This window comes from uncultured Aquimonas sp. (genome assembly GCF_937888285.1).
Classification (GTDB): domain Bacteria; phylum Pseudomonadota; class Gammaproteobacteria; order Xanthomonadales; family Xanthomonadaceae; genus Aquimonas.
Window position 1 is genome coordinate 35,638 of the sequence record NZ_CALART010000110.1, and the last position, 18,958, is coordinate 54,595.

General features: G+C 65.9%; 19 protein-coding genes and 1 pseudogene. 6 read left to right on the top strand and 14 right to left on the bottom strand.

The annotated features are described in order from the left end of the window. Positions 1 to 4: 4 nt before the first annotated feature. From Q0654_RS20035 to Q0654_RS20045, 3 genes are read left to right on the top strand one after another with little or no spacing between them, the layout of a single operon-like run. Positions 5 to 1,000 carry a hypothetical protein gene (locus Q0654_RS20035; protein ID WP_298856791.1) on the top strand — a complete coding sequence of 332 codons (996 nt, stop codon included), beginning with the start codon at positions 5 to 7 and terminating at the stop codon, positions 998 to 1,000. Positions 1,001 to 1,013: 13 nt separating this feature from the next. Beyond that, positions 1,014 to 1,811, top strand: coding sequence for a VWA domain-containing protein (locus Q0654_RS20040; RefSeq protein ID WP_298856792.1), 798 nt, complete (start codon positions 1,014 to 1,016; stop codon positions 1,809 to 1,811). A 41-nt stretch (positions 1,812 to 1,852) separates the two neighbouring features. Next, positions 1,853 to 2,626 (top strand): transporter, encoded by a 774-nt coding sequence (locus tag Q0654_RS20045; RefSeq protein WP_298856793.1) that lies wholly within the window; start codon positions 1,853 to 1,855, stop codon positions 2,624 to 2,626. A gap of 194 nt (positions 2,627 to 2,820) precedes the next feature. Here the strand turns inward: Q0654_RS20045 and Q0654_RS20050 are convergent, their stop codons facing one another. Then, positions 2,821 to 3,027, bottom strand: a complete 207-nt coding sequence (locus Q0654_RS20050) for a hypothetical protein (RefSeq protein ID WP_298856794.1) — start codon at positions 3,025 to 3,027, stop codon at positions 2,821 to 2,823. 135 nt (positions 3,028 to 3,162) lie between these two features. Here Q0654_RS20050 and Q0654_RS20055 point away from each other — a divergent pair. Continuing rightward, positions 3,163 to 3,645 (top strand): annotated as a pseudogene (locus Q0654_RS20055) (alpha-D-glucose phosphate-specific phosphoglucomutase); the annotation flags it as partial. Here the strand turns inward: Q0654_RS20055 and Q0654_RS20060 are convergent. Further along, positions 3,629 to 4,348 carry a TorF family putative porin gene (locus Q0654_RS20060; protein WP_298856795.1) on the bottom strand — a complete coding sequence of 240 codons (720 nt, stop codon included), beginning with the start codon at positions 4,346 to 4,348 and terminating at the stop codon, positions 3,629 to 3,631. The pseudogene Q0654_RS20055 and the gene Q0654_RS20060 sit on opposite strands and share 17 nt — an antisense overlap. 356 nt (positions 4,349 to 4,704) lie before the next feature. Next, positions 4,705 to 5,628 carry a cation diffusion facilitator family transporter gene (locus tag Q0654_RS20065; RefSeq protein ID WP_298856796.1) on the bottom strand — a complete coding sequence of 308 codons (924 nt, stop codon included), beginning with the start codon at positions 5,626 to 5,628 and terminating at the stop codon, positions 4,705 to 4,707. Between the two features lie 140 nt (positions 5,629 to 5,768). Here Q0654_RS20065 and Q0654_RS20070 point away from each other — a divergent pair, with 140 nt between their 5' ends. Continuing rightward, positions 5,769 to 6,269, top strand: coding sequence for a DUF6328 family protein (locus Q0654_RS20070; protein WP_298856797.1), 501 nt, complete (start codon positions 5,769 to 5,771; stop codon positions 6,267 to 6,269). A gap of 43 nt (positions 6,270 to 6,312) precedes the next feature. Here the strand turns inward: Q0654_RS20070 and Q0654_RS20075 are convergent, their stop codons facing one another. The 3 genes from Q0654_RS20075 to Q0654_RS20085 form a co-directional block, all read right to left on the bottom strand. After that, complete coding sequence (locus tag Q0654_RS20075) at positions 6,313 to 6,840, bottom strand: DUF4124 domain-containing protein (RefSeq protein WP_298856798.1); 528 nt, start codon at positions 6,838 to 6,840, stop codon at positions 6,313 to 6,315. A gap of 189 nt (positions 6,841 to 7,029) precedes the next feature. Then, on the bottom strand, positions 7,030 to 8,412 hold the full coding sequence (locus Q0654_RS20080; RefSeq protein WP_298856799.1) for a heavy metal sensor histidine kinase: 1,383 nt from the start codon (positions 8,410 to 8,412) through the stop codon (positions 7,030 to 7,032). Next, positions 8,409 to 9,095, bottom strand: coding sequence for a heavy metal response regulator transcription factor (locus Q0654_RS20085; RefSeq protein WP_298856800.1), 687 nt, complete (start codon positions 9,093 to 9,095; stop codon positions 8,409 to 8,411). The genes Q0654_RS20080 and Q0654_RS20085 overlap by 4 nt, the downstream gene beginning before the upstream one ends. Positions 9,096 to 9,252: 157 nt before the next feature. On the opposite strand from Q0654_RS20085, the gene Q0654_RS20090 reads away from it, so the two are divergent. Further along, positions 9,253 to 9,588, top strand: a complete 336-nt coding sequence (locus Q0654_RS20090) for a DUF4148 domain-containing protein (RefSeq protein WP_298856801.1) — start codon at positions 9,253 to 9,255, stop codon at positions 9,586 to 9,588. Between the two features lie 155 nt (positions 9,589 to 9,743). Here the strand turns inward: Q0654_RS20090 and Q0654_RS20095 are convergent, their stop codons facing one another. The 8 genes from Q0654_RS20095 to Q0654_RS20130 all read right to left on the bottom strand — a co-directional run bounded on the left by Q0654_RS20095 (position 9,744) and on the right by Q0654_RS20130 (position 18,100). After that, positions 9,744 to 12,410 (bottom strand): heavy metal translocating P-type ATPase, encoded by a 2,667-nt coding sequence (locus Q0654_RS20095; protein ID WP_298856802.1) that lies wholly within the window; start codon positions 12,408 to 12,410, stop codon positions 9,744 to 9,746. Between the two features lie 49 nt (positions 12,411 to 12,459). Then, positions 12,460 to 12,834: a copper-binding protein gene (locus tag Q0654_RS20100; protein ID WP_298856803.1), complete on the bottom strand. Its 375-nt coding sequence runs from the start codon at positions 12,832 to 12,834 to the stop codon at positions 12,460 to 12,462. Continuing rightward, on the bottom strand, positions 12,834 to 13,331 hold the full coding sequence (locus Q0654_RS20105) for a hypothetical protein (protein WP_298856804.1): 498 nt from the start codon (positions 13,329 to 13,331) through the stop codon (positions 12,834 to 12,836). The genes Q0654_RS20100 and Q0654_RS20105 overlap by 1 nt, the downstream gene beginning before the upstream one ends. Before the next feature lie 72 nt (positions 13,332 to 13,403). Beyond that, positions 13,404 to 15,137 (bottom strand): phosphoethanolamine--lipid A transferase, encoded by a 1,734-nt coding sequence (locus Q0654_RS20110; protein WP_298856805.1) that lies wholly within the window; start codon positions 15,135 to 15,137, stop codon positions 13,404 to 13,406. 505 nt (positions 15,138 to 15,642) lie between these two features. Further along, positions 15,643 to 15,768, bottom strand: a complete 126-nt coding sequence (locus Q0654_RS20115; RefSeq protein ID WP_298856806.1) for a hypothetical protein — start codon at positions 15,766 to 15,768, stop codon at positions 15,643 to 15,645. Positions 15,769 to 15,830: 62 nt separating this feature from the next. After that, a complete protein-coding gene (locus Q0654_RS20120; RefSeq protein WP_298856807.1) occupies positions 15,831 to 16,175 on the bottom strand; it encodes a CzcE family metal-binding protein in 345 nt (114 codons plus the stop codon). A gap of 122 nt (positions 16,176 to 16,297) precedes the next feature. Further along, on the bottom strand, positions 16,298 to 17,023 hold the full coding sequence (locus tag Q0654_RS20125) for a response regulator transcription factor (RefSeq protein ID WP_298856808.1): 726 nt from the start codon (positions 17,021 to 17,023) through the stop codon (positions 16,298 to 16,300). Positions 17,024 to 17,059: 36 nt separating this feature from the next. Continuing rightward, positions 17,060 to 18,100 (bottom strand): hypothetical protein, encoded by a 1,041-nt coding sequence (locus Q0654_RS20130; protein ID WP_298856809.1) that lies wholly within the window; start codon positions 18,098 to 18,100, stop codon positions 17,060 to 17,062. Between the last annotated feature and the right edge of the window lie 858 nt (positions 18,101 to 18,958).

Consider the following 18,958-nt stretch of genomic DNA (forward strand, 5'->3'; position numbering starts at 1 on the left):
GGCCGTGCCGCCCGCGAAGGACAAGTTGCGCCCGACGGTCATCGGCGCTTCAGGCGCTTCGCCGCGCAACCCTGCGCTGAGCGTGCCGCCGGCGCACGACATGCCGTCGCCGGCGCGTCATGCATCTGCTGTCGCGCCGGTAGTGCAGCCGCCGGTGGTGCGGCAGCCGACAGCCATTCCGGGCGCCGCACGCACGCGGATCGAAGTGACCGCGCGCGATCTGCAGGCGTTGTCGCCGGGGGCTGATGCCGGGGTGTACCAGCAGGCGCGGGCGCTGGTCGGCACCTTCGTCGTCGCCAAGGCCTCGCAGCGCAAGGCGATCCTTTGGGGCCACGAGCTGCAGAAGTCGCACGGAGAACTCGTCGCCGAGATGCTGGCCCTGGCGCGCAGCCCGGTGCTGCGCCAGGTGCAGGCTTACCTCACGCGGATGATGGACATCCTGGGATCGATCGACCTGATGGCCGCCTGCGGACACAGCGGCGACGGTGTCGTTGGGCGGCTGTTCCAGGGCATCAACCGCCGCATCGACACGCCGGGCGAACTGGCCAAGGCCCAAGCCGAGCTGGAGCAGCTGCTGGCGCTCATGGGTGGGGCGCTCGACCCCCTGCTGGACCTGAAGGACCGGCTGCTGCGCCTTTCCGGGTCGATGGAGGAGACCGCGACTCAGGTCGAGGCCGCGGCCATCGGCGCGCTGTTCCTGTCCGAGCGCTTGCGCCAGGACGACGCCGCACTGGCGCAGTGCTTTGCCGAGCGCAGCATGAGTCTGACGCAGACCCTGGCGCAGATGCGGCAGGCCGGCTCGACGCGGGACTTGCAGATCGAGCAGCCGATCCGTCTGATCGGCGCCATCCAGAACGTGGCGCTGGTCGTGATGCCGGCGTTCATCGGCAGCATCGCGTCCATCACCACCCTCGGCGCCACGAAGACCACCGTCTCGCAGACCGAAGCCGGCGAGCTGGCCTATCGGCTGCGCGACATCATCAACCAGTTGAAACCCTGAACCAGGAGCCCGCATGAACAGCAAACTCACACTCAATCTGGACAAGTCGGCCAACGCGCTGCGGCTGGCGCTGGACAAGGCCGGCGTGGTGGCCAGCGTGAAGGCGGAAACCGCCGCCATCATCGACGTCTCGGGCTCGTTCGAGCACGAGCACGAAGAGGGCACCACCAGCATCCTGCTTGAGCGGCTGGTGCCCTACTGCATGGTGCTCGACCCCGACCGCAAGATGGACGTCTTCACCTTCAGCGCGGGCGAGGACAGCGCGCATTACGTGGGCGTTGTGACGCCCGACGATGCGCGTGACTACATCACGCGCAACATCGTCGAACGGGTGCCCGGCTGGAACGGCGGCACGACCTACAGCTTCGTGCTCGAGCGCGCACTCGAGCACTTCGGCTGGAAAACGTGCGAGGAGGCCCACCGCTCGGCCCAGGGCGCCGGCTTTCTGAGTCGTCTGTTCGGCTGGTCGCCGAGCGGGCAGGTGCACCAGCACGGCACCCCGCACACCCACGACAAGCGGCGCTCGCTGGTGCTCTTCATCACCGACGGCGAAAACGACGGCAGTGACGAGGCGCGCACCATGCGTGTTCTCGAGGAATCGCAACAGCGCGGCGACCAGGTCTACTTCCTGTTCATCGGCGCCTGCGAGGACAAGGGCGTCACCTTCGAGTTCGTACAGAAGATTGCTCGCCGGTTCAAGAACACCGGCGTGGTCGTGATCCGCGATCTGGAAGCCTTTGTCGCGCAGTCGGACGAGGAGCTCAACGCCACGCTGCTGGGCCCCGAGCTCGTTGAATGGCTCAAGTCGTAGCCGCCAGGATGCCGTCCCGTCGACGATGGCGGGAACTGGGCTTGACCTTGGCGCTGCAGCTCGCAGCCGCGGCTACGGCACAGCCGGTGGATGACACCATCAACCCCGACCGCCCCGGCCTTGCCGACGGCAGCAACGTGGTCGGGGCGGGCCGCGTGCAGGTGGAGACGGGGCTGCAGCGGGACGACCGCAGCGGCAACGGCACGCGGTCTCGAACGCTGTTCCTGCCCACGCTGCTGCGCGTGGGGCTGACCGACAAGGTCGAGTTCCGAGTCGAGAGCAACACCTACACCCGCGTGACGCAGACCGATCCGACGCAGGGGAGGGTCAAAACCGAGGGCGTGGCGCCCGCGGCGGTGGGCCTGAATGTCCACTTCATCGACGCCGACGGATCGCAACGACCCTCGGTCGGAGCCATTGTTCGCTTCTTCCCGCGGTCCGGCAGCAGCAACTTCGGGACGACCCGGGCCACCGGCGACTTCAGGCTCGCTGCGGACTGGGATTTCCTGCCCGAGTGGTCTTTGAACCCAAACGTCGGCGTCGGCCTCTACGAGGGCGAAGCCCGACGCTTGTACACGGCCGGGCTGTTCGCCGCGACGCTCAGCTACAACCCCAGCAAGAGCCTGAATTTCTTCGTGGACACCGGCGTGCAGACACCTGAAACACGACACGGCCGCACCGCTGTCCTCGTCGATGTCGGGATGGCCTGGCTCATCGGCCGCGACCTTCAGTTCGACTTCAGCGCAGGGTCAAGGGTGGCAGGCGAAACACCGCCACGGACGTTTTTGGCGGCGGGCATCAGCCAGCGCTTCTGAATGCAGCACAACGTGTGTCGGGGCAGGTCGGCGACATATTCAGCGGGCGGCTTCCATCGGCGTTGAAGGCGCAGCGGGCAAGCTGCGCGCCATAGATTCCGCTGGGTGGGCCAGATGCTGACGCGCGACCAAGTACCCCGGCACACCAGCAGAGCCGGCCCTTCGACCGGCCCTGGGATCACACCGGAAACGCTCTACTTCTTCTTGCCGCTCGTGTCCTGGTGACCGTGCTGATCCTTGTCGCCAGGCACGTGGCCCTTGTGGTCATGGTGCTCGTCGGCGCCTTGCTTCTTGGCCGGCACGGAAGTGTCCCTGTGACCGTGTTCGTCCAGATCGCCAGGCGTGTGGCCCTTGTGATCGTGATGCGGTCCGGGCTGAGGGGTCGGTTGCTTGGTACTCATGGTGGTCTCCTGAAGGGGAAGCCAGGCTACGGTTCCATCACCGTGTCTGGTGTAGGACAACGGGCTGACCGCCTGGCGGAAAAGGCCTGCTGTCGTCAAACGTGATGGCGGCTTTCGGAGTGGCGCCGCACCCGAGCGACATTCCAATTCAAAGGGTGGCATGTGCTGGCCATCACCCAGGCCATTTGCGATTGCTGCAAGCGCCTGGGTATCGAGGGACCCTTGTTCCTGGGTGCCGACACGCATGCGCTGTCCGAGCCTGCCACGGCCAGCGCGATGGGGGCGCTGGTCGCCAACGGCGTGGACGAGATGCTGGCGCCACGTGGGCAGTTCACGCCGACACCGGCGGTGTCCTTCGCCATCCTTGAACACAACCGCAGCCGCTAGCGCCTTGCGCGTGCCGACGGCATCGTCGTGACGCCGTCGCACAACCCGGCGCGCGACGGTGGCTTCAAGTACAACGCGCCGCACGGTGGCCCCGGCAGACAGCGGTATCACGGTCGACATCCCGACATCCAGGTGGCGGCGAACGCGCACCTGGCCAAGGGCCTCAGGGGCGCCCACTGGCCGTGCGCGCCCCCGGCTCCCGCGAACCGCGACTTCAGAAGTTGTACTTGACGCCGAGCACGATGCCCGGTTTGCCGAGTTCCTTGCCGTTGATGGGCGAGGCGTAGAAGACCTTGTCGGCGTCGGTCCCGACGATCGCAGCGCTGACGACGAGGCCGCTGAAGTCCTTGCTGATCGTCAGCGAGTAATCGGTGTAGGTCGCTGCGCCGCCGACTGGCCCCTTGATCTTCTGATAGCCGATATGCGGCGTCAGCATGAGGCCGCCGCCCACGTCGAAGCCGGCCGACAGGTCGAGGTAGAACGAGTTCTTGCTGTCAGGGTTGGCGAACGTGTTGGTGACCGCATGCGAGTACTTCAGCGTGGCCGCCCCATATGTGAGAGCGCCGTAGAGCTCGGTGGTGTTTGCCGAAGGGTTCAGGTCATTGCTCGGGTACTGGTACGTCAGCGCGCCGACGTCGAAGCCGATGCCGGGCATGACCTCGCCCTTGTAGCCGCCGTAAACGTCGATCTCGACGCCGGCGTCACCGCCAAAGTCCTTGATCCACTTGATCGACGAGGCCCACGCCCCGACGTAGAAGCCGCCCGCCGCGTAGTCCACGCCACCCTGGATCGCCGGTTTGAGACGGGACTGCGAGATGCCACGGTAGCGGTAGTCACTGACGGCCCCCACGTTGAAGGCGAGCTGCGCCGAGGCGACGGTCGGTGCTGCGCAAGCGGTCAAGGCCACAGCGAGGGCGCAAAGCGTTTTCTTCATCAACAGGTCTCCAGGGAAATTCGGGTTGCGATCGGCAACCGATGCGCAGTTTCTGTGCCATGCACCCCGGTCCTGGAGAATGTGCCTGCAATGCCCGGGTTGCGCTGTTTTGGTGCCCTCTCGCGCCGTCTGGTGGCATTCGTGCACCAGCTCACCAAGATGGAGCGCCGGGTTGATCGTGCAGCGTCCGCGGCGGAGGCCCAATGTTGCCTGATGCGCCACGGCACGCCCGCTCGGACTCTTGGCGCCCGAGGCTCACCGTGATGGTGCGGCCACTATGCACGCACGGTCTGCTCGAGCGTGCTGCACATCGACGTCGCGGCCCCCCCTTCGACACCGCGACCAGCATGAAGAGGCTACACAGCGCGTGCGCCCTCGGCCGCGGCGCTTTCGGCATCCTCGATCTCGATCGTCGTGTGTGACAGGGCGAACCGGGTGGCCATGGCCTCCCGCGCCGCAGCGAGCACGGTCTTGGCGTCCGTGCCGCCATCGACAACGAGGTGGCCGCTCATCGAGTCCAGGCCGGAGGTGATGGTCCACACATGCAGGTCGCGCACCCCGGTCACGCCGGGGATGGCGAGCAGCTTGCGCTCAAGCAGCGCGACGTCGACTTCAGGCGGCGTGCCCTCCATCAGGATGTGGATCGCCTGCTTGAGCAGGGTCCAGGTGCGCGGAATGATGAGCAGCCCGATGCCAGCGCCGATCAGCGGGTCGGCGAGCTTCCAGCCGGTGAGGATGATGATGGTGGCGGCGGCCAGCACGCCCAGCGAACCGAGCATGTCGCCCAGCACCTCGAAGTACGCGCCTTTCATGTTGAGGCTTTCTTTCGAGCCGGCCGCCAGCAGCTTCATGCTGATCAGGTTGACGACCAGGCCGGCCGCGGCCACCGCCAGCATCGGCACACCCAGAATCTCGGGAGGGTTCAGGTAGCGCTGGTAGGCCTCGTAGAAGATGTAGATCGTCAGCAGCAGCAGCACGACGGCATTGGTCAGCGCGGACAGCACTTCCATCCGCACATAGCCGTAGGTCTTCTGCGGCGTGCGCGGGCGCTCCGAGAAGCGGATGGCCAGCAGCGCCAGCGCCATCCCGCCGGCATCGGTCAGCATGTGTGCGGCGTCGGACAGCAGCGCCAGGCTGCCGGTCCACAACGCGCCCACGACCTCGATAGCCATGAAGGCCGAGGTCAGCGCCAGCGCCCAGGTGAGGTTCTTGCGGTGCCGCGATGCGGCCGTGCCTGCGGGTTTGTCGGGCACTCTGTTCACCTGCGTTGGATCACTCATTTTTTCTTTCTGCGCGAAGCCCGATTGCTCCCTCGGCGCATCGTAGCGGCTGCCCAGGGGCGTCTCAAGCCATCGCGTCCGCTGAATCGATGTACAAGCGTCCCAGCCAGCGGAGCAACCGCTGGGCAGGAGACCACATGATGACAACGAACGAGGGCGTACCAGCGCTTGAAAGTGCCCCGGGCGCCGCAACGGCGGCCGACGGCGATGACGACGGCGACCTGACCGACATGCTGGGTGAACTGCGCGTGTTGCTGCCCAGCGCGCAGTTGTTGTCGGCGTTTCTGATCACGGTGCCGTTCAGCAGCGGCTTTGCGGCCGTTGTGGCGGCCGAAAAGGGCGTCTTCATCGCGACCTTCATGCTGGCGGTGGCCAGCTTGGTGATGCTGAGCGCACCCGCCGTACAGCACCGCGTGATACGACCGCTGATCGACCGCGCGCACTTCAAGCGGCTCGCCACGCGCCAGATCGTCTTCGGCTCGATCACGTTGGCGCTGGCGCTGGTGCTGGTGACACAACTGGTGCTGTCGGCGGTGTTCGGCCACCTGCTGGGCAACGTCGCGGCCGGCGGCATCGCGGTGTTGATCGTGCTGTTGTGGTGGGTGCTGCCGAAGGTGTACCGGGCGCGGGGCCGGCTGTGACGCCGGCCGGAAAGACGCACCTGCGCGGCCGGGCTGCCAGCGATCACAACAGCGCGCTGCGTTCGCGCACCAGCGCGTCCAGGCTGCGCCGCAGCTGCAGGGCAGATGCTTCGAGCGTGCGCTGTCGCTGCAGGTATGCGGCCGAGAAACGCCGCCCCTGGCGGTCGCCTTCCTGCACCGCGATGCCGCGTTCACGCTCGGCTTCGGCAGCCTGCAGTTCGGCATAGGTGGTGACGATCTGCCGATCAAGCTGGCGCAGCCGCGCCGCCCGCGCCTCGGCGTCGCGCAGCAGCTGCTGGCGCGTCATCGCCAGCGCACGCAGCCCGGCTTCGGTCTGGGCCGAGTCGGGCGGATGGATCTCGACACTGATCTTCTCGCTGCGACGCGCCTGCGGGTCCGGTGCGTCGCCATAGACGACGCGACCGTTGGTCAGCACCGACTTGTACAGCGTGCGCTCGGCCGGCGTTGCGGCAAGCGCCCAGCCCAGGCCGGCTACGGCCAGCACGCTGCGCAGCAGCCTCAACGTGATCAGCAGGCAAGCGGTCGGAAACGGGTGTGTGGTGTCGGGCATGGATCCTCCGTGGGGCTGATCTCCATACTTCGGTGCAAGACAGGAATGACCATGAGCACTGCAAAAAAAGTGCAAGCAGGCCTGCGAACCTTGTGCTGCCGCTTGCGCCAAGCATGCGTCGGAGAAGCACACGGCCTGAATCGCGTCCGCCCCGATGGCACCAACTTCGTCAGCGGCGACGCCGTGCAGTCATGACGCACCCATGATCGGGGGTGGAGCCTGCGTCGCTGATCCGGGCACCGTTGCGGTCTGCAGGGTCATGCCGATCGATGTGTCGCCATGGGCCGAATGGGCAAAGGCTCGGCCTCCGTGCATGCGTGCGATGGCCGCGACGATCGCCAGTCCCAGCCCGTGATTCTGTGCGGCGCTGCTGCGCGAACGGTCGACGCGGTAGAAGCGGTCGAAAAGCCGGGGCAGATGTTCAGCGCCGATGGTGAGGCCGTGGTCCACGACGCTGATCGTTGCTTCACCGGATTGCGCTGCACCGATCTCGACCCGGATCACGGTTCCGCGCTCGGCAAAACGGGTGGCGTTGGCCACCAGGTTGGACAGGGCGCGCTGCAGCAGTGGCGCGTCAAACTCGCCTGACGCGTCGCCGATGACCTCCAGGTGCAGCCCGGCATCCGCCAGCGCTGCCTCGTGATAGTCGCCGACCACGCGCGCCACGGCAGCCAGGCTTTCTACCGGTACGCGCCGCGCTTCTGCCCCATGATTGGCATGCGACAGGAACAGCATGTCCTGCACGATGCGCGCGATGCGCTGCAGCTCTTCGAGGTTGCAGCCAAGAACTTCGCGCAGTTCGTCCAGGCCACGCGCCTTGCGCAGTGCGAGTTCGGTGCTGCCGATCAGTGTGGCCAAGGGCGTGCAGAGCTCGTGCGCCACGTCGGCATTGAAACCCTCGAGCTGTTCGTAGGCCTGGCCCAGCCTGCCAAGCAGCGCGTTGAACTGCGCAATCAGCGGCTGGAGCTCTGCGGGCTGCGCCGAACCATCCAGGCGAGCGTGCAGCGTGTCGGCCGCGAGTCTGCGCGTTTGTTCGACGAGGTCCCGCACGGGACGCAGGCCGATGCGAACGAGAAGAAAACCACCAGCGGACACCAACATCGCGCCCGCTATTGCGGCGGCCACCAGCGTGAGACCGAGTCGCCACAGCAGGGGCCTGTCGTCCCGCGTGTCAAGTGACAGGGTTGCCGAGAGCGTCTCGTCCTTTGCAGTTGGAGACGGCACGTCGAGGCGGGCCGCGCGAACGCCGGTGCTGTCGCCGGCCGGCGCCTGGCTCTCGTAGAACACGGTGCCATCGCGGCGCCGGAGCGACAGCGCAAGGTCGCGGTGGCCGACAAAAAAGTCATCAAGCTTGTGCTTGAGCGCCGCCACGTCGCCGTCAAGCACCGACTCCGCCAGCAGGTGCCGGACCTGCGTTTCCTTCTCCGCGATCGCTTCAAGCTGCCGCGCCGACAGGTTCGCGTCGGTGACTGTGTAGACCACAGCGCAAACCGCGGCAAGTCCGGCCAGGCTCTGCAGTGCCAGCCAGGACGACAAGCGTCGGCCCAGCGAACTTGCGGTGTGCCTGCTCATTCTTCACGCGCTTCCAGCACGTAGCCCATGCCCCGGGTGGTGTGCAGCAGCGGGCGCTTGAACGGCGCGTCGAGTTTGCCGCGCAGCCGCCGCACCGCCACGTCGATGACGTTGGTCGCGCTGTCGAAGTTCATGTCCCACACCTGTTCGGCGATTTCCTTGCGGGACAGCACTTCGCCCTGACGCCGCAGCAATAGGGTCAGCAGGGTGAATTCCTTGGCCGTGAGTTCCAGCCGCTGACCGGCGCGGGTGGACCGGCGGCGCGCGAGATCGAGTTCGAGATCGGCAAGTCTGAGGACGGTTGTCTCGTCAGATTCCCGGGCCGGCCGGGATCGGCGCAACAGCACCTCGATCCGGGCCACGAGTTCCGAGAACGCGAAGGGTTTGACCAGGTAGTCGTCAGCACCACCTTGCAGACCCTTCACACGGTCCTCGATCCGGATCCGTGCGGTCAGCATCAGGACAGGCGTCTGCTTGCTTTGGCGCAGCGCGGCGAGCAGGCCCAGGCCATCGATCCCCGGCAGCATGCCGTCGAGCAGGATCAGGTGGTGGTCGCCCTGCACCGCGAGGTGCAGGCCATCGACGCCGTCGTGGGCGACATCCACGACGTAGCCTTCCTCTGTCAGGCCCTGGCGCAAGTACTCGGCGAGCTTGATCTCATCCTCGACGACCAACAGTTTCATGCTGCTCCCGGTTCTGGCTGCCTCTTCAGCGAAGGTGACGAATTTGTCATCCCCCGGACTCGATCGTGTTGGTGTCCGGTTTCTAAAGTGGCGCTCATGCCATCGGGCATGCCCCGGCAGGGCGCCGGCGGCCACACCCCACCAAGGAGCCAATTTCATGAATCTTCATAAAACCACCGCGCTGTGTGTCATTGCTGCTGCGGTCACGCTGCCCGGAATCTCGTTCGCCGCTTCGGAATGGCACCCCACGGGCGGCGAGGAGGGTGGCACCTACCACCCGAACCACGCGACCAGCGCGAAGACCCGGGCTGCCGTGACTGCCGAGCTTGATGCCGCGCGCAAAGACGGCACGCTGGCCATCATGCACCGAGGGGGTGCCGTCCCTGTCAAGAGCACCGGGCCAGGCAAGACGCGGGACCAAGTAGTCAAGGAAATGCGCAACGAGTCCCCCGAGGCGCGCCGTGCCCGCATGCAACTGTATGCGGGTGGTTGAAGTTGGCTGCATTGCCATGCACCGGCAAATGGCAACGACGCAGCAGTTCCCTGCTAGCGGGGTTTGCATCCAGGCAGGTGGCACGGTGGCAGGAGGGAATCCTTGAACGCCGGATGTCATGGTCGCTGCGCGGCTGAATTCAGCACTGGCCAGTTTCATGAACGGGGTACGGGTGGGTGTGTCGCAGCAGCAACTGTCGTATCGGCGCCGGCGGCTGGCCCGCTCGCTCTCGTTGTGTCGATCTTGTAGGCCAGCAGGCGCAGCGCGTTGATCACCACGATGACAGTCGATCCTTCGTGGAACAGCACCGCCGTGCCGATGTTCAGGCCGAAGATCGTGGCGGGGATCAGCACGGCCACCACGCCCAGGCTGACCCACAGGTTCTGCTTGATGATGCGGCTGGTGCTGCGCGACAGGCCTACCGCAAACGGCAGCTGCGCCAGGTCGTCGGCCATCAGCGCCACATCCGCCGTTTCCAGCGCCACGTCGGAGCCGGCGGCGCCCATCGCGATGCCGACGGTGGCATTGGCCATGGCCGGCGCGTCGTTGACACCGTCACCGACCATCGCGACCTTGCCGTGCTCTTCGCGCAGCTTCTTGATTGCTTCGACCTTGTGCTCGGGCATCAGGTCGCCGCGCGCCTCGGTCAGGCCGACGGTCTTGGCCACCGCGTCGGCCACCTGCTGGTTGTCACCCGAGATCATGATCAGCCGTTCGATGCCCAGCGCCCGCAGCTCGGCCATGACCTGCGCCGCCACCGGGCGCGGCGTGTCCATCACGCCGATGACGCCGAGGAAGCGCGCACCTTGGCGCACCACCATCGTCGTGCGGCCGGCCGCGACGAGCTTGTCATTGGCTGCGCTCACTTCGGCCGTCAGGGCCACATCGGGCAGTTCCGAGAAGAGCACCGGCTTGCCGATGAGCACACGCTCGCCGGCCACCTGCGCTTCGATGCCGCGCCCGGTGATGCTCTTGACATCGGTCACCGCAGGCGGCTGCACCCGGCCGGCCAGCCGCTCCCGCGCGCCACCGACCACGGCCGAAGCCAGCGGGTGGTCGCTGTGCTCCTCGACCGCCAGCGCCACCGCCAGCAGTTGATCTTCGGTGGCACCAGCCACCGCCACCACGTCGGTCAGCCTGGGCTTGCCTTCGGTCAGCGTGCCGGTCTTGTCGAAGGCAATGGAGGTCAGCGTGCCCAGGTTTTCCAGCGGCCCGCCACCCTTGACCAGCACGCCGCCGCGGCCGGCGCGGGCCACGCCGCTGAGCACCGCGCTGGGCACCGATATGGCCAGCGCGCAGGGGCTGGCTGCCACCAGCACCGCCATGGCGCGGTAGAAGCTGGCGGCAAAGGGCTCGTCGATCACGACCCAGGCAAACAGCAGCACCACCACCAGCGCCAGCACCAGCGGGACGAAGATGCGTTCGAACTTTTCGGTGAACTGCTGCGTTGGTGAGCGCTGCGCTTCGGCTTCGGTCACCATCTTGACGACGCGCGCCATCGTCGACTGCTCGGCGCGGCGGGCCACCATCACTTCGATGGCGCCGGCGCCGTTGATGGTGCCGGCGAAGACGCGGCTCTCCGGCCCGACCTTGTCGAAAGCGGCGAGCGCGGCCTTGGCGGCTGCGGCGTCGCCGATGGGGCGCTTGTCCACCGGCACGCTTTCACCCGTCACCGGCGCCTGGTTGACGCTGGAGTTGCCGACGACCACCACACCGTCGGCAGGCATGCGCTCGTTGGGCTTGACGATCACCACGTCGCCGAGTTGCAGTTCGCCGACCGCCACTTCCTGCGTGCTGCCGTCGCGGCGCACGGAAGCCGTTTCGGGGGCCAGTTTGGCCAGCGCCTCGATCGCCTTGCGCGCCCGGCCCATCGCGTAGTGTTCGAGCGAATGGCCCAGGCTGAACAGGAACAGCAGCAGTGCGCCCTCGGCCCACTTGCCCAGCGCCGCCGCGCCCACCGCGGCCACCAGCATCAGCGTGTCGATCTCGAACCGCTTGGCGCGAAGGTTCTCGATCGCCTCCTTCAGCGTGAAGTAGCCACCGAAGAAGTAGGCCGCGACATAACACGCGGTCGGCAGCCAGCCTGGCGCCGCCGCAGCGAAACTCTCGATGAGCCAGCCCCCCGCCAGCATTGCACCGGACAGTGCGGCGAAGATCAGTTCCGACTGTTCGCCCAGCGGCCCGCCGTGGGCGTGGTCGTGGTCGCCGCCGGCTTTGCCGTGCTCGCCCTTGGCGTGATCGTGCGCGGCATGGTCGTGCTTGCCTTTGGCGTGGTCATGGCCGGCGTGGTCGTGGCCGGCGTGCTCATCCGCGGGGGGCGATGGTGGGACATGGGCTGCAGTCGCTGGCGCCGCTGCCGCCACGGCCGCGGGCTTGGCTGCGCGAACGCCCACGGCTTCGGCCTTCGACAGCAGCACGCTCTCGGACACCACCGACCTGTCGTATTCGATCCGCACCGTTCCGGATGCCGACACGTCGGCCTCCAATACGCCCGGCACGCTGCGCAAGGCCTCGGCAGCGCTGCGCGCGGCGCGCGCATGCAGCGTCGCGCCACCGCGGATAACCAGATGTGCAAAACGTTCGGTCAATTCGGCGCCGGCTGCATGCACCAGCTCGCGCACCCGGGCCAGCGGCAGGGTGGCCGGTTCATAGTGCACGCAGAGCTGGGGCGCGCCGCTCTCGCGCCCGACGACATGCGCCTGCGAGATGCCGGGTCGGCCCGACAGGGCGGCGATGAGGCGTGTCACGCAACGGTCCTGCGCATCGTCCACATCGGGCAGGACCAGCGGCAGGTCCAGGCGCAGCGTTGTTGCTTCGGTCATCGGGGCTCCTCGTTGTTTGTTGTAGGGCAGAAAGTGCGCATGTATCGCATCACCTCACAGCGCCGGGCGGCGCCGGGATGGCGGCCGTCAGGCGCAGGCTGCCGTCGTAGCGGTCAGCGCGGAAGACGATGGCGTCGCCGACCCGGATACGAACCACGAGTGCGGGGTTGAAGTACCGAAACGTCGTCGTCGTGGCGGGCAGGTGGAGATGGGCGATGGGGGCATGCCGCAACGTCACCGTGCCACGTTCGCCGTCGATCCGGATGACCGTGCCGGCGATGAGGTCCGAGGTCGATGCCTGCGCCAGGACTCTGCCAGAACCCCATGGCGCCAGCCCAAGGCAGAGCAGGAGCGTCCTGCGCCGCAACGCAGGCACGGCGCACACACCGTGCCAGGCGGCGGCATCAGATTCCGGAGCAGGCATCAGTGGCGTCCCCCGCTGTGGCCGCCATGCCCGCCGTGATGGCCATGGCCACCGCGATGACCTCCCGCATAGCCGCCGTAGCTGCCGTAGCCCCGGTAGTAGGGCAGGCCACCGTAGTAATGCAAGCCGTCGTAGTACCCGAGGTAGTTGTAGCCCAGGTACAGCGCGCCCGAGTACGCGTTGAGCCGGTAGCGGCCCGACACGATCTTCGCCCTGAGGTCTTGTTCGCCGCGGGCCCGCCCTTGCAGGTAGCGCAGCAGGCCTTCGCTGACGCCCGCAGCACGCTGCTGCTCGAAGTCTTGCGGCGACAGCACGAAGGCCACGCCTCGCGTCTCGATCTCCGCGATCAAGGCTTCGTCGCCCAGCCCCTGCTGCGACATCACGACGACTTCATCCAGACGCAGGCGGGGGGCCTGCGCTTCGGGAGCCTGGGCGGTGGCGCAGCCCGTCAAGGCGACTGCCGAAACCAGCGCGAACAGCGTCAAAACGTTCTTCATCAGAGGTCCCCTTGTGATGAACCTTGGGTGCGGCCAGGCCACCGGTTGTTCCGTGGCGTCGTCGAAGAGTGTTCACCGTGTGGCCGCAGTCTCCCGCGTTCTGCGGGCCGCGCGCGCCGCTGCCCACAGGTCGAGCTCGGGCCGGTAAGCCTGCGTCTGCGTGCCGAAGGCGCCCAGCAGCGTATGGAACAGGTTGTCGTGGCTGTAGGTGCCCCCGGCAACCCCTTGCAGCGCGCCCGCATCGATTTGCAGTCTGCTCGCAATGCCCGTCGAAAGCCAGGCCATCATCGGGATAGCGGTCTGCTCGGTGGGCGCCAGCAGCATGGGCAGCCCGTGCAGGTACACCTTGCCTTCGCCCAGCGATTCGCCGTGGTCCGACACGTACAGCAACAGGCTGTCCATGCGCTCCGACTCGCCAGCCAGCCAGTCGATCGTCTGCGCCAGCACCTCGCTGGTGTAGGCGATGCTGTTGTCGTAGGTGTTGATCAGCGCCTGGCGCTCGCAGCTCTGGATCTGGTTGGTGTCGCAGGTCGGCGCGAATCGGCGTGCGCCGCTGGGGTAGCGCTTGTAGTACGCCGGCCCATGGCTGCCCTTCATGTGCAGCACCACCAGGCTGTCTTGGCCTGTCGCCGGCCCGGTCATGGCGGCCCGGAAGCCGCGCAGCAAGACTTCGTCGAAGCACTCCTCGGGGCCGCAAGGGCCGGCCATCGCGCCTTGACCTGGGAACTGGGTGTCGACGCGCTGGCACACGCCCTTGCAGCCCGAGTTGTTGTCCAGCCAGCGCACGGCGACGCCTGCACGCTGCAGCACATCGAGCGCGTTCTCACGCGCGGCCGCGGCCGCCACCGAAAACCGCTGCGCGCCGAGGTCTGAAAACATGCACGGCAGCGAGCTGGCGGTGTCGGTGCCGCAGGACGTGACCTTGTCGAAGTAGACGACGCCCTTGCCGGCCAGCGCCTGGTTCGTCGCCCGGGCATAGCCGCCCAGCGAGAAGTTGGCCGCGCGTGCGGTTTCGCCGACGACCAGCACCACCAGCAGCGGCTTGCGGCTGCCGGCTGCCGCCGGCCGGACGGCATCGGCGCCCACGGTGATGAGCGCCGCCGCCGGCCGAGCGCGGCCTTTCCACAGGCCGACGAAGCTATTGGCCACGTTGGTCGGCGTCAGCAGGTGGCGCAGTTCGCGGTGGTTGCGCGCTGCGGCGGCGTAATCAGCGTAGAAGGCGGTCAGCGCCGCCAGCAGCAGCAGCGTCAGTGCCAGCGCGTGTCTGGCGACACCGGCGGCCACGGCCGGCCAACGTTGCCGCTTCACCGGCATGGCCAGCAGCAGCGCCGCCGGCAGCAGCCCGCGCCAGGCAAAGTCCCACCACAGTGCAGCCGAAGACAAATCCGCTGCTTCGCGCCAATCGGTTTCCAGCACGTTGCGGATCATGCCCTTGTCGATCAGCACGCCGTAGTTGCCGATGAAGTGCGCTGCCAGGGCGCTGACGAGCAGCACCGTCGCGAGCAAGGGCTTGCCCACCCAGCGCCAGCACAACATGCGCAAGATCAGACTGAACAGCAGCCACAGCACGGCCGCGAGCGCCACCATGGCCAGAATGCTGCGCGACGAGGACAGGTCCCGCGCGGCCCACAGCGTGCGCCAGAAGCCGGCGTTGTCAACGATGAGCAGCCACAAGGCCGTGGCCGCGCACAAGGCGGCAGCCGAGACAGGGCGGATGGAGCAAGTGGTCATCGCGCAGACGTGTTCAGGTTGGTGCAGCCAAACACTGCATTGCGCGTCGCCGCTCGAAAGCAGCAGGGCAGCCATCCCGGCAGGCGCTCCTGACGTTCAGGCCCGTATCCATGCCACTCTGCAAGAACTGCTGAACAAGTTGACAGCCAGCAGGAGCGCCTGACGTCGGGCACGTGCTCATGCGGTTGTCCCAAGCGTCGAGCGTGCCAAGGCAATGCCAACGACCTCCAGAGTCAAGGTCCACGTGGCCGTTTGCGCTGCGGCTTCGATCGTTTCGGCGGTTTGCCCGCAGCTCGGTGCGCGTTCAATCGGTGCTGCAGCCGCTGCGCATAGGGAGGTTCTGGCTTCGGCACGGGCAGGGGGTGACGCTTGCGCCACCAGAGGAACAAGCCGTATCCGACGACGGCTGCGACCACAATGGCCAGCCACATCCACGCCATGGTCATGGCCAGTGCGGTGTCCAGCGTCTTCTAGCGCATCGTCCGGCCCTCCGTTCATCGCGGTTCGTGCAGCCCTTGGCCCAGCAGCGACGATCATGATTCGACGCTGAATGCGGTTCATGGTGTGGCGCCGTCCCATATCACTTGAGCGTGAAGAGTGCCGATACGGCGGCTTTGCCGCTCAGCGCCGCCTCCGCCAACACCTTCGTGCCTGCTCCGACCTTGAAGCTGCCATCGCCTACTTGCGACTGGGCAAGCTCACGCACCTGCCAAGCTCCCCTTTCGCACCACCTGTGCCGTAGTCAGCGGGCGTGACCAGTGCCAGCCTCTATCGGCGGTTGTTCGGGTCTTCGGCGATGTACACCACGAAGGGCTTGGACGTGAACCCAGGCGGCGCAATCTTCGAGACGTCGACGGAACGACGATCAAGACCATTGAAGGTCCACGAGAACTGCCGACCTGCGTTCCTGAAGGTGATCGTCTCTCCGTACTCGACATTGAGGTACTTGGTCGATCCGAGATCGACTGTCTTGCCCATTGCAGCGGTAGCTGCGACTTGGCCGTAGTACGACTGGCCATTCCTGAACGTATCGGGTCCAGCCGCAGCCGCGGCCATCGTTATCCCAAGCGACGCAATCGCCAGAAGTACCCTTGCAGGTGTCATGTTGTTCATCGCGCGGTTTCCTCTGTATGCCATGGTTTCATCTCCAGCCACCCGCCACATTGGCGTGCATGCAGTTTAGAAATGCCAAGGCAACAGAAACTCAACGTGATGATGACGAGTTCGTCATCTGCTCAGCAGCTGGTACTGTCGATAAAGGGAGCTTCGCTCGGGTTGTCCCGATGGTGACGCGCCTCAAGCACGTAGCCTGCGCCTCTGACGGTGTGTAGCAGAGGCGTCGAGAACGGCCTGTCGAGCTTCGATCGGAGGCGTCTGATTGCGACTTCGACAACATTCGAGTCACTTTCGAAGGACTCCTCCCAGAGCTCCTCGCGCAGTCTTGATCGGCACAGTACAGCTCCTGCGTTTCTGGCAAACAGTGCGAGCAACTTGAACTCCTGCGCAGACAGAGCCAGCGAGCGCCCACCGCGATGAGCCTGTCGTCGCTGAAGGTTGAGTTCAAGGTCAGCGACGGTCAAGCAATCTCCGGTCGGTGCTCTGGCAGTCCGCCTGCGCCACAGCGCGTGAATCCGGGCGAGCAGCTCTGACATGGCCACGGGCTTGACAAGGTAGTCGTCAGCACCGGAGCGAAGGACGCGAGCTCTTTCTTCGGGATCGTTCAACTCGCCGAGCATCATCACTGGAGTCGTGAGTCGTTGTCGGACTTGCTCGAGAATCTGCAGGCCTGTTACGGGCGCTGATCGGTCACTCAGAACCAGAATTTCGTACGTTCCCTCCATCGCCAAGTGGAGGCCATCCAAGCCGTCGTGGCATATGTCGGCAACGTGACCGTACTCGGTCATCGCATGCCGCATCCGGGCAGCAAGGCGGGCGTCTCGTTCAACGACCAATACTTTCATGCTGTGGTCTGGGTGTCGCCGCGGAGCTCAAAGGAGCTAACGGGCGGCCACAGATGCTGCGAGCGCCAACTTCAGAGGTTCCCTTGCGCGCAAGGCCCACTTTCCTGCCGTTCTAAGGGAGTCCAGGGTGGCAGAACTCGCCTTTGCAAAGAACAAGGATTCGTCGAGGTTGTGGTGCGCAAACAAACGGCGCTGGCTCAGAGAACGCCGCCGCCAGTCGCCTTCGATCAGGTCGCCATCCAGGCGACTTGATTCGAATAGAGCGGATACCCGATGAAGGGTTTCTAGTGCGGCGGGTGTCAACGCCGGAACGGCTCTGGGTGCGGCAAGTTTCGACAGAACGATGAACGGGTTAGGGCCGACCACCAGTCCCCATGCGCGCTTGCCGGCGACCGGGTCAACACAAAGCGCTTCCAGCTTCGTCAAGCCAAAGTCACGTGACAGACGAAGACGCGCCGCCAGCCAAGGGTTCGAAGCGCGGACGATTTCCAAGGCCCTCTTGGCCATGCCTTCGTCGCCGTCTACTGGGAGGACGAGTGTTCGAAGAAGGGCCTGAGCCGGAAGGTCCCCTTGGCTCGAAGCCAAACTCAGCCAGTGATTTGCACTCTCTGAGTCTCTGAGGCCTGCGCCAGTCTTCAGCAGGAGTGCGCCGAGCCGTCGCTGCGCTTCGACGTTTCCAACGGCTGCGGCCTTCTCGAGGAAGAAGCGGGACAACTGCGGATTCGCGACGCTGCATCGATGGTCCGCATGAACCCAATGCAGGTTCATCCAGGCTTCATGGCAGCCGGCGTCGGCGGCGCGAAGGAGAAGGGCAGCTCCCTTGCGCAAATTGGAGCCCTCCACGACTCGCTCTGAGCTCATGCCCGGGACGGAGATTCCGCAAAGGGCGCGTCCCATGATGTGTGCTGCGTCCATGTCGCCGTGGTCAATGAGCGTCTCAAAACAGGCCTGGATCTGCGATGGTGAGAGACGCTGCCACGCTACCGATGTGTTTGCCGACGTCTGCACGAGGCGCTTGACCAATTCGGCTGACTCGGCCGTGATGGCCGGAGCGCAGAGCAGCGCGAGGTGCAGCAATGGTCGAGTCGGTAGACATCGTTGTGCTGCGTGGCCTGAGCGGCAGCCGCCAGGCAGATGGCGTCAAGGCTCATTGAGCTGTGTTTCTGCAACGCTTCCAGCAGCGCGCCTTCTTGAGGCCGCTTGCTCCGAAGCAGATCGGAGGCGACGAGCCGGGCCTTGCCATGGCCGCTGCGCTCTGCAGCCGTGAGCCAGCGGGCGCAGCCACGGACGCTTCCGTGGCCCAAGAACTGCCAGACCGCAAGTTTGAACTGCGCCTCTGCGCTGCCTGACTCTGCAGCTCTGACCAGCGTCGCCTCGCGTTCCAGGGATACAAGGCGTTCCAAGGGCAGATGTTCCGAGACGATACGGTCTACGTCATTCGTGTCGCGGATGCCGTCATGGTCGAGGTACTGCAGCGCCAGCGACTCGTGACGGGGAAAGCCACCCGACCCTGTCAAGTACTTCAATCCGACCTCCAACTGCGCAGAGGCTTCATGTCGTGCTCGCGCGAGCAGTACAACGTTTTCTCTCTTCAACTTGGCCCCTCAAGTGTTGTGTAGGTGGCACGCAGTACCTGGCGCGGCAGGGCAAATGGGTCGGCTTTCCCGGCCTCTCTTTCACAGTACATGCTAGAGAGACAAGCCTGACGCCAGCGTGGACTGAAGATGACAAGGCAGTCATCGTTTCTAGCTGCGTGTGTTTCTGTGTTTCAACGCTCGCCGAATGATTCAGCGAACCAAGTGCGGGCCACGCGTGACTGCCTGGCACGGCGTCGTGATCTGGGGACACGAGAGCACGGTTCTGGCGATGCGCGCATGCGTCGCCCCTATTGAAGTGACATGCCCTCTGGGTCATCGGAGAAATTCATCCTAGTCT